The sequence below is a fragment of the Flavobacterium sp. genome, assembly GCF_024305175.1.
Lineage (GTDB): Bacteria > Bacteroidota > Bacteroidia > Flavobacteriales > Flavobacteriaceae > Flavobacterium.
In genome coordinates, this window is sequence record NZ_JAMWYY010000015.1 from 19587 (window position 1) to 34482 (window position 14896).

Below are 14896 nucleotides of genomic sequence, written 5' to 3' on the forward strand. Positions count from 1 at the left end.
TGTAAAAATAGCTAAGTTAATTTAAAGGGCAAATAATGCGCCCTGTTTTTTTTAAATTATACTTATATGGTTACTTTTGCATACAATTTTACAAAAATTAAACCAATTTTTGCAATACTTTATACACTAATAAATTATGACTATACCTTCTCAATTTGACGCCAAAGCGGCAGAGCAGAAATGGTACGGTTACTGGATGGAGAATAATTATTTCCATTCGGAACCCGACAGCAGGAAGCCTTATACAATAGTGATACCGCCGCCAAACGTTACGGGGGTACTGCACATGGGGCATATGCTTAACAACACCATTCAGGATGTGTTGATTAGGCGCGCGCGCCTTAAAGGCTTTAATGCCTGCTGGGTACCGGGTACCGACCATGCATCTATTGCTACTGAAGCCAAAGTGGTGGATAAACTGAAAAAAGAAGGTATAAATAAGAACCACCTTACCCGCGAAGAATTTTTAAAGCATGCCTGGGAGTGGACCGACAAATATGGCGGGGTAATACTCGAACAGCTTAAAAAGCTGGGAGCATCATGCGACTGGAACCGCACAAAGTTTACTATGGATGATGATATGACCGCTTCGGTTATAAAATCGTTTGTAGACCTTTATAACAAAGGGCTTATATACCGCGGCTACCGCATGGTTAACTGGGATCCTGAAGCTAAAACTACCCTTAGTGATGAGGAGGTTAACTATGAAGAACGCCAGGGTAAACTGTATCATATAAGGTATCAGGTTGAAGGCAGCGATGAGTATATAACCATTGCCACAACACGCCCTGAAACAATATTAGGCGATACTGCTATTTGTATTAACCCTAATGATGAGCGTTACACCCATTTAAAAGGCAAAAAAGCTATTGTACCGATAGCCAACCGAACCATACCCGTAATTTTTGATGACTACGTAGATATGGATTTTGGTACGGGCTGTTTAAAAGTTACACCGGCACACGATGTTAACGATAAAGAACTTGGCGACAGGCACAACCTTGAAATTATAGACATTTTTAATGAAGATGCCACGCTTAACAGCTTTGGACTTCATTATGAAGGTAAAGACCGTTTTGAGGTTCGTGATGCCATAGCCAATGAGCTTGAAGAAAAAGGCTTTCTTGTTAAGACAGAAGTACATGTAAATAAAGTAGGTACCAGCGAAAGGACAAAGGCGGTAATAGAGCCGAGGCTTAGTGACCAATGGTTCCTTAAAATGGAAGGACTGGCAAAGCCTGCCATAAAAGCAGTACTGGAGAGCGATGAGGTAAAGCTGTACCCAAGCCGTTTCAACAACACTTATCGCCACTGGATGGAAAACATCCGCGACTGGAACATATCGCGCCAGCTATGGTGGGGACAGCAAATACCGGCTTACTACTATGGTGATGGTAAAGAAGATTTTGTAGTTGCCGAAACAAAAGAACAGGCTCTTGAACTTGCAAAAGCTAAAACAGGAAATAAGACACTTACTGCCGATAGCCTTAAGCAAGATCCGGATGCGCTTGATACATGGTTTTCATCATGGTTATGGCCTATGGCTGTTTTTGGCGGTATACTTAATCCTGAAAATGAAGAATTTAAATATTATTACCCTACCAACGACCTTGTTACAGGCCCGGATATATTATTTTTCTGGGTGGCAAGGATGATTGTTGCCGGGTATGAATATACAGGCGAAAAGCCTTTCAGTAATGTATATCTTACCGGCCTTGTTCGCGACAAGCAGCGCAGGAAGATGTCGAAGTCCTTGGGCAATTCGCCTGACCCGCTTGACCTGATAGAAAAGTTTGGTGCCGATGGCGTTCGCGTTGGGCTTTTGCTTAGTGCATCTGCCGGCAACGATATCATGTTTGATGAAGAGCTTTGTAACCAGGGGCGTTCCTTTGCCAATAAAATCTGGAATGCCTTTAGGCTTATAAAAGGTTGGGAGGTAAGTGATGCCATACCGCAACCAGATCATAGCAAAAAAGCTATTGAGTGGTATGAGGCCAAATTACAGAAAACACTTGCAGAGATAGAAGACCATTTTGAAAAATACCGTATATCAGATGCTTTAATGGCTATTTACAAGCTGGTATGGGACGATTTCTGTTCGTGGTTCCTTGAAATGATTAAACCGGGCTACCAACAGCCTATTGACAGGAATACGTACGAAAAGGCAATTGAGATGCTGGAAAGTAACCTGAAGCTGTTGCATCCGTTTATGCCTTTCCTAACAGAAGAGATATGGCAATATATTGCGGAAAGGAGCACCAAAGAAGCATTGATTATTGCTGAATGGCCGGAGCTTAAAAGTTTTGATGAAAAACTCATTAATGAGTTCGAAACAGCTTCAGAAGTTATATCTAACATAAGGTCTGTTAGAAAAGATAAGAACATACCTTTTAAAGACACAATAGAGCTTAAGGTTGTTAATAATGAAAATACCCCTGAAACTTATAACAGCATTATAAGTAAGCTTGGTAACATCAGCAGCCTTGATTATGTTACAGAAGCTGTTGGCGGTGCGCTAACCTTTAGGGTAGGCAGCAACGAGTACTTTATACCTGTTGCCGGTGCCGTAAATGTTGAGGAAGAAATAGCCAAGCTAACAGCGGAACTTGAGTATAACAAAGGTTTCCTTAAATCAGTACAGGCTAAGCTAAGTAATGAAAAGTTTGTTAGTAGTGCACCTGAAAAAGTTGTAGCTATGGAAAGGCAGAAAGAGGCTGATGCCCTTGCCAAAATTGCCACTATAGAGCAAAGCCTGCTAAGCCTTAAATAAGTACTACTAAATCCATATAATAAAGGCTGCCTTATCAGAGGCAGCCTTTATTATATTTTGTAATGAACTCTTATTAATAATAGGTTATCTCCCTTTTCTCTATGAATTGAGGCTTCTCATTAATAAAAATTATTTTCTCTGTCCAGTTGCCTTTTTCATCATATTTAAAAACATATTTTCTGCTGTCAATAGGGTTGCCCGCACCATCGGTTATAATAGTTTCAGAGAGGCTGCCTTTCTCATCATAGTTATAGCTCATTTTTAGAGCAGGCTCGCCGTTTTTAATTACAGCAAAAGTCAGTTTGTTACCCTTATCATCATAGGTATATAGTTCTTCTGTTTCAGACTTATCAAAATTATCATAAGAAGTCTTTGTTAACAGATTCCCTTTTTTATCATAAACTGATTTCTCAGAGTATTCAACCTCACCATCTTTATTGGTTACCTCTTTAAGAGAAAGTTTGTCGCCGTCATATTCATAACGGGTGGTGTATAACACATTTCCGTCCTTATCATATCGCTTTTCTGCTTTCTTGCGGTTTTTATTGTCATACTGATAAGCATTTTTTATCTGTATATATTCTGTACCCAGGTAAAGGTTTTCAACCAGCAGGTTGCCTTTTTTGTCATATTCATAAGTAACCCTGTCTATAGGGTTATCCACCTGATTGTAAGACGTTTTTTCTGCAAGCAGTCCTTTTTCATAGCGCATTACCTTCCGGTCTATCTGGCTGTTATCAGGGTTTCGCCTTGCAATTTGGGTATTAAGTTTTCCTGTTTCATCCCAGGCAAGCTCTGTTTTAATGCCCGGAGCATTATTAACAAACTGAATGATTTCAGTTTTATGCTCGCGTCCGTTATATTTGGTTTGTTCAAAAGGCCCGCCTGCAGAGGTATTTTTTTTCTCTAAAATAAGCATACCCTCTTCATTAAAATGCATCTCTTTATTATGTTCTGCAGGGTTTTCATGCTTTGTTTCGCCGGGTTCCATCTTTACGTTAAGTACTTCGTTAGAGGTGTGCTTTACGGTTTTTACTTCACCTTTAAGTTCGTAAAAGTCCCGGTCGGTAGGTTTGTTTTCGGTTTTTGCTTTTTCCTCATCATTGCAGGATAGCAAAAGCAGTACAAGGGCCGCATATATAAATGAATACTTCATCTTAAATAATAGTTAAGTTACCAAAAGTCCGCAATTTTTTTCAAAAAGGCAACGGTATAAAAAAGAAAATCCGCCTTTTGCGAGGCGGATTGATTTTATTATTTATTACAAGTTGTTATTTGGCAACCGCGGCATCATATTTTTTGCTTACAGCATCCCAGTTTATAACATTATAAAAAGCTTCTATATAATCTGGCCTTTTATTCTGGTAGTTCAGATAGTAAGCATGTTCCCATACATCAAGCGCTAATATTGGTTTGCCTGATACTGCAGCGCCCGGCATAAGCGGATTATCCTGGTTTGGCGTGTTGGCAACCATGAGCTTACCGTCTTTGCCAACAACAAGCCATGCCCAACCCGAACCGAATTGTTTTGAAGCAGCATCAGAGAATTGTGTTTTAAATTCATTAAATGAGCCAAAATCTTTTTTAATAGCTTCTGCAAGAGCGCCTTTTGGCTCGCCGCCACCGTTAGGCCCCATAACTTCCCAAAAAAGAGTATGGTTATAATATCCACCGCCATTGTTCCTTACATCCTTGTTATTCATATCAAGGTTCATAAGTATTTCTTCTATGGTTTTTGTCTCCATATCAGTACCCTTAATGGCTGCATTGAGTTTGTTGGTATAGCCAAGATAATGTTTAGAGTAGTGTACCTCCATAGTTGCAGCATCAATGTTAGGCTCCAGCGCATCATAAGCATAAGGTAGCTTGGCAAGTTTAAATGCGCCCTCATCAGCCTTAACGTCGTCAGGATTCCCTACTTTAGGGGCTTCTTCTTCCTGAGGCTCCGGTACTGCCACAACCTCTTTTAGCTCTTCTCTGTCTTTGCATGACTGCAATGCCGAAAGCACCACAAGTGCAGAAAGGAATACTTTTACTTTTTTCATACTTGGATTTTTATTTGATTACTGAATTTATAGTTTCAATATACAACTTTTTTGCTTCATCCGGCGAAAGATGCCGTACCTGCATCCATGCATTCATTTTAAAACCGTCCCGAAGGTCTGCTGCCTGGTAATATCGCAGCTGTTCAGCATCCTGAGTAGCCTGCTTGTAATAGGCATATATGCGCAGCATAACATCAGGTGGCAATGCTTCTTTTACATTAGAGGCTTTTTCATAAGCCTCCTGAAAAAGGGTATCTAAATCCTTTTCAGGCATAGTGTTATGCTTTTGTTGCAATTATTGTTTTACCGCCAATGGCCTTATCATTTAGCTTTACATTAACTTCAGTGCCAAGCGGCAGGAAAATATCTACCCTCGAACCAAATTTAATAAAACCGGCATCTGTACCCTGTACCACCTGCATGCCTTCTTTTGCATAGTTAACAATGCGCCTTGCCAGTGCACCGGCAATTTGCCTGTATAGTATTTCGCCAAACAGTTTAGTTTCTATAACTATTGTTGTACGCTCGTTTTCTTCACTTGCTTTAGGGTGCCATGCAACCAGGTATTTACCGGGGTGGTACTTGCTGAATTTTATCAGCCCGCTTGCGGCATAACGCGTTACATGCACATTTATAGGCGACATAAATATTGATACCTGCAGCCTTTTTTCCTTAAAATATTCAGGTTCATAAACTTCTTCTATAACCACTACCTTACCATCAACAGGGGCTATAACATAATGGTCTGACACCTGCACTGCGCGTTTTGGGTTCCTGAAGAACTGTAATACCAATACAATAAATATAAGGGCGAAAACCTGAATACCCTTAACTATCCAGTAGTTATCTAAAAATTTATCTGCCAGTATTACTACTGCCAGGCATAATGCCATGGATATAAGGATTATCCTGCCGCCTTCTTTATGAAACATAGTTTATAATTTGATAATACAAAAATAAGAAAGGTATTGCAAATATTATACTATCCAGCCTGTCAAGTATGCCGCCGTGTCCGGGCATAATGCTCCCACTGTCTTTAACACCCGCCAAACGCTTGAATCTGGACTCTACCAAATCGCCTAAAGTACCAAAAATAACTACTATAATACCAGTGGCTATCCAGTGGGGCAGGCCAAATATTTTCAGATAGATACTTAATACTACTGCGCCTGCAATGGTAAAAACCATACCCCCTGCAAAACCTTCTACGGTCTTTTTAGGAGAAATACGCTCAAAGAGCTTGTGCTTCCCGAATGTTTTACCGGTTATATAAGCAAAGGTATCGTTTATCCAGATAAGGATAAAGATACTTATAATAAAATCGGGAACAAAAATAAAGCCTCCCGCACATTTGGTAAGGTAGGGAAGACGCATTATGAGCAGGAAGGGTAAAATGATATAACCAATAAGCTTTACGAGTTTAAGGGTACGTGTAAGTGCGCGTGGCGGCCTTTTATTAAATAACTGGTACAGCAATATGCTGTTTACAATTACAGAAACTACAACAAATATATTTGTTAAATGCACCCTGTAATCTTCGGCATAAATAAAAACTGCCAGTAATACTGCCGCGATAATGTATGGGGTAATGGGTTTGTAATTTATAAGGCGGCAAAATTCGGTAATGGCAATCAGCATAAAAAAAGCAAAAAGCAACACGAAGGTTACCTCAGAAAAAAAAGTAGCGCTAACAAGCACTAAAATATATACGATGCCCGAAAGCGCCCTTACGATGCTTTCTTTCATATTAAAGATCTTCTAAAAGCAGCAGGTAAAGGTTTTTAGGTGCACTGCCATATTGCAGGAAATCTTCTTCTTTTGCTTTTTCGAAATATTTTATAGTGGTAATATTGGTAGGGTATTCTTTGTCGTATTTCTTTTTTATAACCCTAAGCCCGTCACTTTTGTTAGATACAATCTGGCTTGTAGTAGCAAAAATAACAATGTTAGCAGGCAGGTCATTCGGCTTGTTTTGTTTTATCTGGTTAGATGATAACAGTACAGAGCCTTCATCTGCCACAAGGTTTTCGCATCCGGCAAGTAAAAATTTAGGATTTGATGGTTTATCATGCATTAGCCTGTTCTCATCCAGCAGGCTGTAAAGCTTAGGCTCAAAGCAAAGTGCCTCGCACTCAAACCAGTCATTTTCTTCAAGTATATTTAAAAACTGATCATGAACTTCGGGCAGGTTTTCGCAATAAAGGAATTTACCACCGTTTTTCCTGAAATTCTGGGTAAACAGTTCATCGGCAGGCAATTGCTCATCCGGAAGAAAAGGGCTTGTTTCCTGGTTCTTCTCCTCATTGTTTACATCACTTGCGCCACCAAAGATTTTTTTAAAAAGACTCATATAAAATTAATTCCCTTAGTTTATCCAGAAGTAACCCAAAGATAAAAAAATCTTAATTCAATTGTGGAACTGAATTAAGATTTTTATGAAATTTTATGAAGGTGTAACCCTTATGCTTCCGTAATTACCTCTGCCTCATGTGTGTCAAAAGGACGTTTGCCAAATATAACTTCAAGGTCATCTTTAAAAATAACTTCTTTTTCTATCAGTATATCGGCAAGCTTTAGCAGTTTGTCTTTATTCTCATTAAGAATTTTAATTGCCCTTTGGTATTGAGACTCTATGAGTAATGATATTTCTTCGTCTATCATTTTTGCAGTTTCCTCAGAATATGGCTTAGAGAAATTGTATTCCGTCTGCCCTGTAGAATCATAATAGGTTATATTACCAAGCTTATCATTAAGTCCGTAAATGGTAATCATGGCACGTGCCTGTTTGGTTACCTTTTCAAGATCGCTAAGCGCACCTGTAGATATTTTATCAAATATTACCTTTTCTGCGGCGCGGCCGCCCATTGTGGCGCACATTTCGTCCAGCATCTGGTCTGGCCTTACAATAAGGCGCTCTTCCGGCAGGTACCATGCTGCACCCAGGCTTTGCCCGCGTGGTACAATAGTTACCTTTACCAGAGGGTGAGCATGTTCCAGCATCCAGCTTATTGTAGCGTGCCCAGCCTCATGAATGGCAATAGCTTTTTTCTCTTCTTTAGATATTATCTTATTTTTCTTTTCAAGTCCGCCCACAATACGGTCAACGGCATCTAAAAAGTCCTGCTTATCCACAGCTTTTTTATCTTTTCTTGCAGCTATAAGCGCAGCTTCATTACACACGTTAGCAATATCAGCGCCTGAGAAGCCAGGTGTTTGCTTAGCAAGAAAATCAGTATCAAGGTCTTCCGACTTTTTAAGCGGTTTAAGGTGTACTTCGAAGATTTCTTTACGCTCCCTGATGTCCGGCAGGTCTACATATATCTGCCTGTCAAAACGTCCTGCACGCATTAAAGCCTTATCAAGAACGTCGGCGCGGTTAGTTGCAGCAAGCACAATAACATTAGTATTAGTGCCAAAACCGTCCATCTCTGTCAGTAGCTGGTTAAGTGTGTTTTCACGCTCGTCGTTAGAGCCGGAGAAGTTATTTTTGCCACGGGCACGGCCCACGGCATCTATCTCATCAATAAATATAATTGCAGGAGATTTCTCTTTTGCCTGCTTGAACAGGTCGCGCACCCTTGAGGCACCCACACCCACAAACATTTCAACAAAATCTGAACCTGAAAGCGAGAAGAAAGGAACCTTTGCCTCTCCCGCAACTGCCTTTGCAAGCAGGGTTTTACCTGTACCCGGAGGCCCTACAAGCAATGCACCCTTAGGTATCTTACCACCTATGTTAGTATATTTTTCAGGATTTCTCAGGAACTCTACAATTTCCTGTATTTCTTCTTTTGCGCCTTCTAAGCCTGCAACGTCCTTAAAGGTTACCTTAATATCGTTTTTCTCGTCAAACAGTTTAGCTTTAGATTTTCCGATATTAAAAATCTGCCCGCCACCGCCTGCGGCTCCACCGCCTGCCATTCGGCGCATCATAAAAATCCATAATGCAACCAGTACTATAATTGGCAGCAGGGTTAAGAACAGGTCTCCCCACATGCTTTCTGCTTCAGGGTCATAGCTGTTCAGTTTGCCTGCGGCAAGTGCATCGTCAAGTTTTTTCTGGAAAAGTTCGCCATTACCTATTTCTAAAGAATAGTGAGGCCCTGAGTTTTCATTATTAAGCAGGTCTTTTTTAGGTACTTTTTCGTGCTCCGGCTTTGCAAGGGCTTCTTTTTTAAGATAAACTTTTGCAGTAGATTTATTGAAAACAACCTTATCTACCTCGCCGCTGTCCAGGTATTTATAAAAGTTGGAAAGCGAAGTAGATTTCAGGTCCTGCCATGCAGAGCCGCCTGCAACCAACTGAATTGCAAGAAATATTAGCAGTATACCACCATATATAAGCCAGGGGCTTATTTTTGTTTTATTTGGTTTATTATCTTTTGACATTATTAGCTTTTCTCCTTTCTTAAGAAACTTAAATTAGTAGTTAGTGCTTATAGATGTAATCCTTGCATCACCCCAAAGGCTTTCTATGTTGTAGTACTCGCGGATGTGTTTCTGGAAAACATGAACAACAATGTTTACATAATCCATAAGTACCCACTCGCCGTTTTCTGTACCTTCTACATGCCACGGCTTGTCTTTTATAGCTCTCGAAACTGTTTTTTGTATGGAGTGAACAATGGCATTCACCTGAGTATTGGAGTTACCGTTGCATATTACAAAATAATCGCACACGGTATTGTCGATTTCCCTTAAATCCAGAATATCTATATCATTTCCTTTAACTTCTTCAATCCCTTTGATGATATTCGCTAAAAGCTCATCGTTTCCTGTGTTTTTTTTCGCCATTTAAAAATTTATATATATCGCAAAGTTATCATTTTTTGTATTTACTTTTGAACCTTAACACAAGATTAAAAAGATTATACTTTATTTTTTAAATGAATATTATCAAACTCAGTGCCATTAACTCTACCAATGATTACTTAAAAGAGTTATCTGCTACGCAATATGTTGATAATTTTACAATAGTTGCTGCCGGCCATCAAACCCGTGGCAGGGGGCAAATGGGTACCCAATGGGATACTGAGCCAGGTAAAAACCTAACGTTTAGTATATTAATCAAGGATTTGTTGACAGAAGTTGCATCTATTTTTTACCTTAATGCCGCGGTAGCCGTTAGTATTGCAGATGCGCTTGCAGTATTTAAAATACCGCAGATAAGCATTAAATGGCCTAACGACATTTTGGCAGGCAATAAAAAACTGGGGGGCATACTCATAGAAAATAACATACGCAGTAGCGGCGAAATTTTTTCTATTGCCGGTATTGGGCTTAATGTTAACCAACAAAGTTTTCCGGGGCTGCCAAAGGCTACCTCTATGGCTGTTGCGGCAGGGCGGGAGTTTGATATTGATGCTGTAATGCTGTTAATAGCCGAGAAGCTGAAACACAATGTGCAGCGGCTGCTGCACCATGACGAAACCTATATCTGGAACAGCTATTTACAGCAACTATACAAAAAAAATGTACCCATGACCTTCCAAAAAAATGATCAGAAGTTCATGGGTATTATAAAAGGTGTTTCTTTTAACGGTAACCTGCAGGTGCAGCTTGATGATGAAACCATTGCAGAGTATTCGCTAAAAGAAGTGCAACTGTTGTATTAATCCTCCTCTTCAATATCAAGGTCGTCATCATACTCCAGCCCGTCTTCGTTGTCATATTCGTTTATCAGGAAATCGATAACAAGCTCAATGGTATTGCCTTCCTCATCAAGCCCCCAGTAAGCGGGGTAGTAGCCGTCGCCCCAGCCTGATGCAAACATGATAACGTTGTTATCCGATTCTTTATCAGGACGGTGGTCATTCCAGTCGCCAAGCTCACGTGAAAAATTATTTTTACCGGAATATTCCCTGAATTCTTCGGCAAGCACTTCATCATAATAATTGGCTTCAGGATCCCTTTCCTGTAATGCATCCATTTTGGCTATCAACTGCCCGTTAGTTTCCGCATCCAGAAAACAGGCCAAACCGCTTTCAACAGGGAAGCCATAAAATTCTTCATCTCCTAAATCGTTAAGCTCTTCTTCGGTTAAATCATCAGTAAGGGCGAGAATCCATTTTGTAGCCTCTTCGGGCCTGAACTTTATTTTTGCATAAGCTATGCGGTGGTGCAGCCTGTCAATTTCAGACACATATATAAACACAGGGTACTTATCGGGCTCCACAGTACGCGAAAAGGCGATTTGCTCATGAGTAAAGAACGGGTCGGCAGCAATAATCTTGCCTGTTGGCAGGTTAACATCGCCAACGTGTATTTCAACCAGTTCCTGCGCATTCATTTCATCGTCAAGGTCGTACTGGATGTGGTAATCATTAATGTCTTTCATGGCTGGTGTTTTTATGTGATGAATTTACAAAAAGCTTTTATTGCATTACCTGTTTTATAAAATCTTTAACCTGTTATTGCTTTTCCTCTTTAGGCTCAAAGCCCGGTTCAAGGCCACCCGGCAGTTGCAGTTTAGGGCTAAGGGTGGGTATAATTTTCCGCATGGTGTTAATGTCCTGGTCTCCCGGGTCTATAAAAAACCACGACTTTCCGTTATCCATAGATACCGCTATAAGTATAGAGCTGCTGGTAACAGTGCCGCTTTCTACTTTCATTTCAATCATCTGGGGCAGGGTGCACTGCAACTGGCCTTCATATAATAACGCTTCAGATGGCGCACCATAGCTAATATCTGTAAAAGATACTCCTTCCGATTTCAGTTGCTCAAAAGTCCTCTTTATTTCAGATACAAGCCTCTCTTTACTACCTACCATAATTTCGATAGTTGGGTGCGTGTATTGTGCAAAATCTTCATACCGGCCCTCTATAAATGCTTTACCCATTGCATTGGCTTGTGATAGTACCGCAGCATCAAGCTCTGCTTTGGCAGGCTGGGCGTAGCTTAAGCCTGTGAGCAGCACTATCATTATAATCAGGATTTTTTTCATAATAGTTTTTTCGAATTTTTATAAAAGTAAATAAAAAAAGCCTTTTAGGCTAACTAAAAGGCTTTTTATGATATTTGCGTTATGCTTTTACAACTTGTGCATATTGCCTGCAAGGGTTTCTATAAACTTGCTGATAGGCCCTTTAACCATCATGGCCATCATAGCATTGAACTCGCCTTGAAAATCAAGTTGAACTTCACATGAATCATCTGATACGGCAGTTATATTACCTGTAAGGCTAAAGGGCAGCTTATCGCTTGCAGCGCCTAAAACTAGTTTTGTGTAAGGTACTTTTTCTTTTATCCTCAGCTTAATTTCGGGCATGCCTTTAAGAGCGAATATAAACGACTCTTCGCCTGTAATTTCAAATTTTGAAATATTTTCCGGCATCAGCTTTTCAAAATTCTTTACATCCGATAGCGAATCAAATATGTATTGAGCCGATTTTTCAACTTTTACTTTTTGGCTTTGTAACTGCATATTGTTTTGTAGTGTGGTTTATTGATTTATATGAATTATACACCCCAGGTTGAAGGGTCTTTGCGCCATGCTGACAGTGTTTCCTGTTCCTGCTCTGTTATGTATTGCTTGGCAACCGCAAGTTCCAACAGGGTGTCATAATTACCCAGTGTGTTAAGCTGTATGTTCGCTTTTTTAAAGTTTTCGGCTGAGACATCAAAACCATAGGTAAATATAGCAACCATGCCTTTAACGTTTGCACCGGCTGCTTTAAGTGCCTCAACCGCCTGAAGGCTGCTGTTGCCCGTACTGATAAGGTCTTCTACCACCACAACGGTTTGCCCTTTCTGCAAAAAGCCTTCTACCTGGTTTTGGCGGCCGTGTTTTTTAGGCTCAGGGCGCACATATACAAAGGGTAGTCCCATATATTCTGCCACAAGCATGCCAATGCCAATTGCCCCTGTTGCAACACCGGCAATAACATCTGGTTTTCCGTAGAGTTTTTCTATATTGCGGGCAAATTCCTCCCGTATAAAATTCCTTATCGGTGGAAATGAAAGGGTTATGCGGTTGTCGCAGTAAATAGGAGATTTCCATCCTGAAGCCCATGTAAAAGGGCTTTTGGGATTTAATTTAATTGCGTTTATTTGTAAAAGCAATTCAGCAGTTTTTTTGGCTGTGTCGGTATTAAAAATCATACTGCAAATGTATAAAGTTTTTGTAAACGATAAACCGCTTTTTTTAACTAACAGGGTTGAAAAGGAAACCGATTTCCAGATGTTTTTACTGGAAAGCGTAGATATAGAGCAACTGATTATTAAGATGTTTAATAATCAGGTTAATAAGGCATTTTTATATTATCCTGACGAAAAAGCCATCCTGAAAAAAATGAAGGAAAAGATACCTGTTGTTAAGGCAGGCGGCGGACTGGTGTATAATGACAGGGGAGAGGTGCTGTTTATTTTCAGGAACGGTAAATGGGATTTACCAAAAGGCGGAACTGAAAAAGGCGAAGATATGGAGCAGACTGCCATGCGTGAGGTAGAGGAGGAGACCGGCGTTAAAAACCTGAAGATTGTAAAGAAACTTCAAAAGACTTACCACATTTTTAAGCGTAATGGGCAGTATAAACTGAAAGTTACCTATTGGTATGAAATGAAAACGAGCTATACAGGCAAACTACTGGGGCAGGCCGATGAAGGAATAGAAAAGGTAGTATGGCTTAAACCCGATGACATTAAAGAAGTGCTTACCAATTCTTATGAAAATATAAAGCTGCTCTTTGAAAAAGAAAAAGCAATTTTATAAAAAGTACTGTATAAAACAACAAAAGCGGCCTAAGCCGCTTTTGTTGTTTTATACGTTATTGTTATTTCGCATTTACAATAGCAAGGAAATCATCTGCTTTTAAAGCTGCACCGCCAATAAGCCCACCGTCAACATCCGGTTTAGAGAATATTTCGGTAGCATTGTCAGGCTTAACGCTGCCACCATATAATATTGAAGTATTTTCAGCAACATTGCTGCTTATGTTGTCTCTTAATAGCGAACGGATAAAGGCATGCATTTCCTGTGCCTGCTCTGGGCTTGCTGTTTCGCCTGTACCTATAGCCCAAACAGGCTCATACGCCAGTACCACGTTGCCCCATTGTTCTTGTGTAATATGGAAAAGGCCTTCCCTTAGCTGTGTTTCCACTACATTAAAGTGGTTACCTGACTGCCTGTCGGCAAGCTCCTCGCCGAAGCAAAATATTATAGTAACATTATTTTTTAAGGCTGTTTTTACTTTTTCTGCCAGTATGCTGTTGGTTTCGCCAAAGTAAGCACGCCTTTCGGAGTGTCCCAGGATAACGGTGTTTACATTAATGCTTTTAAGCATACCCACAGAAATCTCGCCTGTATAGGCGCCGCTTTCGGCCTGGTGCATGTTTTGTGCCGCTACAATAATGTTGCTGCCCGCTGCCTGCTCTACTGCCTGTTGCAGGTTTACAAACGTAGGGGCAATTACAATTTTAGTATTTGTTTTTTGCGGCCTTTTAGCCAGCAGTTCATCCAGCAGGGCTTTTGTCTGCTTGCTGTCGTTGTTCATTTTCCAGTTACCTGCAACAATCTGTTTTCTCATTATTTAATAGTATTTAAGGTAGCAATAAGTTTTTCATCGTCAGCTTCTATTGCTCTGAACAGCGCTATCTTACCTTCGCTGTCAACAACCATATAGCGAGGTATCCAGTCAAGGTTTATGGCTTCGCTGAAAGCACCGCCTTTCCATTCTGAGCCTATAAGGTAATGCTCTCCCTTTACTACATATTTGTCAATGCCTTCCCTCCAGGATTCAGGAGTTTTGTCATACGAAAGGAAAAGATACACCACATCAGGGAATTGTTCCTGCAATGCCTGTAGTTTCGGCATGCCCTTAATACAGTCAGGACACCACGAAGCCCATACATCTATCACTATTGGCTTGGTTTTATACTGTTCCAGCACATCTTTAAAACTCATTTCAGTCCCGTCAAATGCGGTCATTTTATCCTGAAGTGCCGCTTCGCTGAAGGTTTCAGGATTCTCTTCTTTTTTGCACGCTGCAAAAGCTAAAAGTATAATTGGGAGTAATAATAGTTTTTTCATATCAGAGAATTTATAATCTTACAAATTTAAATATAAAGCCATACCAATTGTTA

Annotated in this window: 17 protein-coding genes; 3 read left to right on the plus strand and 14 right to left on the minus strand. The window is 40.3% G+C overall.

Annotated elements, in window-relative coordinates; all coding sequences use genetic code 11:
• The first annotated feature begins 136 nt into the window (after positions 1-136).
• A complete protein-coding gene (locus Q0K96_RS05400) occupies positions 137-2770 on the plus strand; it encodes a valine--tRNA ligase (protein ID WP_297332985.1) in 2634 nt (877 codons plus the stop codon).
• Between the two features lie 73 nt (positions 2771-2843).
• On the opposite strand, the gene Q0K96_RS05405 is transcribed toward Q0K96_RS05400, so the two are convergent.
• The 8 genes from Q0K96_RS05405 to rsfS form a co-directional block, all read right to left on the minus strand.
• On the minus strand, positions 2844-3926 hold the full coding sequence (locus Q0K96_RS05405; RefSeq protein WP_297332986.1) for a hypothetical protein: 1083 nt from the start codon (positions 3924-3926) through the stop codon (positions 2844-2846).
• A gap of 115 nt (positions 3927-4041) precedes the next feature.
• Positions 4042-4815, minus strand: coding sequence for a superoxide dismutase (locus Q0K96_RS05410; RefSeq protein ID WP_297332987.1), 774 nt, complete (start codon positions 4813-4815; stop codon positions 4042-4044).
• 10 nt (positions 4816-4825) lie between these two features.
• Positions 4826-5089, minus strand: coding sequence for an acyl-CoA-binding protein (locus Q0K96_RS05415; protein WP_297332988.1), 264 nt, complete (start codon positions 5087-5089; stop codon positions 4826-4828).
• 4 nt (positions 5090-5093) lie between these two features.
• Complete coding sequence (locus Q0K96_RS05420) at positions 5094-5747, minus strand: phosphatidylserine decarboxylase family protein (RefSeq protein ID WP_297332989.1); 654 nt, start codon at positions 5745-5747, stop codon at positions 5094-5096.
• Complete coding sequence (locus Q0K96_RS05425) at positions 5737-6561, minus strand: phosphatidate cytidylyltransferase (RefSeq protein WP_297332990.1); 825 nt, start codon at positions 6559-6561, stop codon at positions 5737-5739. Before Q0K96_RS05425 ends, Q0K96_RS05420 begins: the two co-directional genes overlap by 11 nt.
• Position 6562: 1 nt before the next feature.
• On the minus strand, positions 6563-7165 hold the full coding sequence (locus tag Q0K96_RS05430) for an LUD domain-containing protein (protein WP_297332991.1): 603 nt from the start codon (positions 7163-7165) through the stop codon (positions 6563-6565).
• A gap of 110 nt (positions 7166-7275) precedes the next feature.
• On the minus strand, positions 7276-9204 hold the full coding sequence (gene ftsH, locus Q0K96_RS05435; protein ID WP_297332992.1) for an ATP-dependent zinc metalloprotease FtsH: 1929 nt from the start codon (positions 9202-9204) through the stop codon (positions 7276-7278).
• Positions 9205-9237: 33 nt separating this feature from the next.
• Entirely contained in the window at positions 9238-9609 is a 372-nt protein-coding gene (gene rsfS / locus Q0K96_RS05440) for a ribosome silencing factor (protein WP_297332993.1), read from the minus strand.
• Between the two features lie 92 nt (positions 9610-9701).
• Here rsfS and Q0K96_RS05445 point away from each other — a divergent pair, with 92 nt between their 5' ends.
• Positions 9702-10430 carry a biotin--[acetyl-CoA-carboxylase] ligase gene (locus tag Q0K96_RS05445; protein ID WP_297332994.1) on the plus strand — a complete coding sequence of 243 codons (729 nt, stop codon included), beginning with the start codon at positions 9702-9704 and terminating at the stop codon, positions 10428-10430.
• On the opposite strand, the gene Q0K96_RS05450 is transcribed toward Q0K96_RS05445, so the two are convergent.
• From Q0K96_RS05450 to pyrE, 4 genes are all read right to left on the minus strand, one after another.
• Positions 10427-11152 carry a DUF4241 domain-containing protein gene (locus tag Q0K96_RS05450; RefSeq protein WP_297332995.1) on the minus strand — a complete coding sequence of 242 codons (726 nt, stop codon included), beginning with the start codon at positions 11150-11152 and terminating at the stop codon, positions 10427-10429. The two genes, Q0K96_RS05445 and Q0K96_RS05450, sit on opposite strands and share 4 nt — an antisense overlap.
• 73 nt (positions 11153-11225) lie before the next feature.
• Positions 11226-11759, minus strand: coding sequence for a hypothetical protein (locus tag Q0K96_RS05455; RefSeq protein ID WP_297332996.1), 534 nt, complete (start codon positions 11757-11759; stop codon positions 11226-11228).
• Between the two features lie 87 nt (positions 11760-11846).
• On the minus strand, positions 11847-12239 hold the full coding sequence (locus Q0K96_RS05460; RefSeq protein ID WP_297332997.1) for an SRPBCC family protein: 393 nt from the start codon (positions 12237-12239) through the stop codon (positions 11847-11849).
• Between the two features lie 35 nt (positions 12240-12274).
• Positions 12275-12916: an orotate phosphoribosyltransferase gene (gene pyrE / locus Q0K96_RS05465; RefSeq protein WP_297332998.1), complete on the minus strand. Its 642-nt coding sequence runs from the start codon at positions 12914-12916 to the stop codon at positions 12275-12277.
• Positions 12917-12923: 7 nt separating this feature from the next.
• On the opposite strand from pyrE, the gene Q0K96_RS05470 reads away from it, so the two are divergent.
• Positions 12924-13526 carry an NUDIX domain-containing protein gene (locus tag Q0K96_RS05470; RefSeq protein ID WP_297332999.1) on the plus strand — a complete coding sequence of 201 codons (603 nt, stop codon included), beginning with the start codon at positions 12924-12926 and terminating at the stop codon, positions 13524-13526.
• A gap of 61 nt (positions 13527-13587) precedes the next feature.
• Here Q0K96_RS05470 and tpiA read toward each other — a convergent pair whose 3' ends face one another.
• Together tpiA and Q0K96_RS05480 are read right to left on the minus strand one after the other, a co-directional pair.
• Entirely contained in the window at positions 13588-14340 is a 753-nt protein-coding gene (gene tpiA / locus Q0K96_RS05475; protein ID WP_297333000.1) for a triose-phosphate isomerase, read from the minus strand.
• Positions 14340-14843 (minus strand): TlpA disulfide reductase family protein, encoded by a 504-nt coding sequence (locus Q0K96_RS05480; RefSeq protein WP_297333001.1) that lies wholly within the window; start codon positions 14841-14843, stop codon positions 14340-14342. Before Q0K96_RS05480 ends, tpiA begins: the two co-directional genes overlap by 1 nt.
• Between the last annotated feature and the right edge of the window lie 53 nt (positions 14844-14896).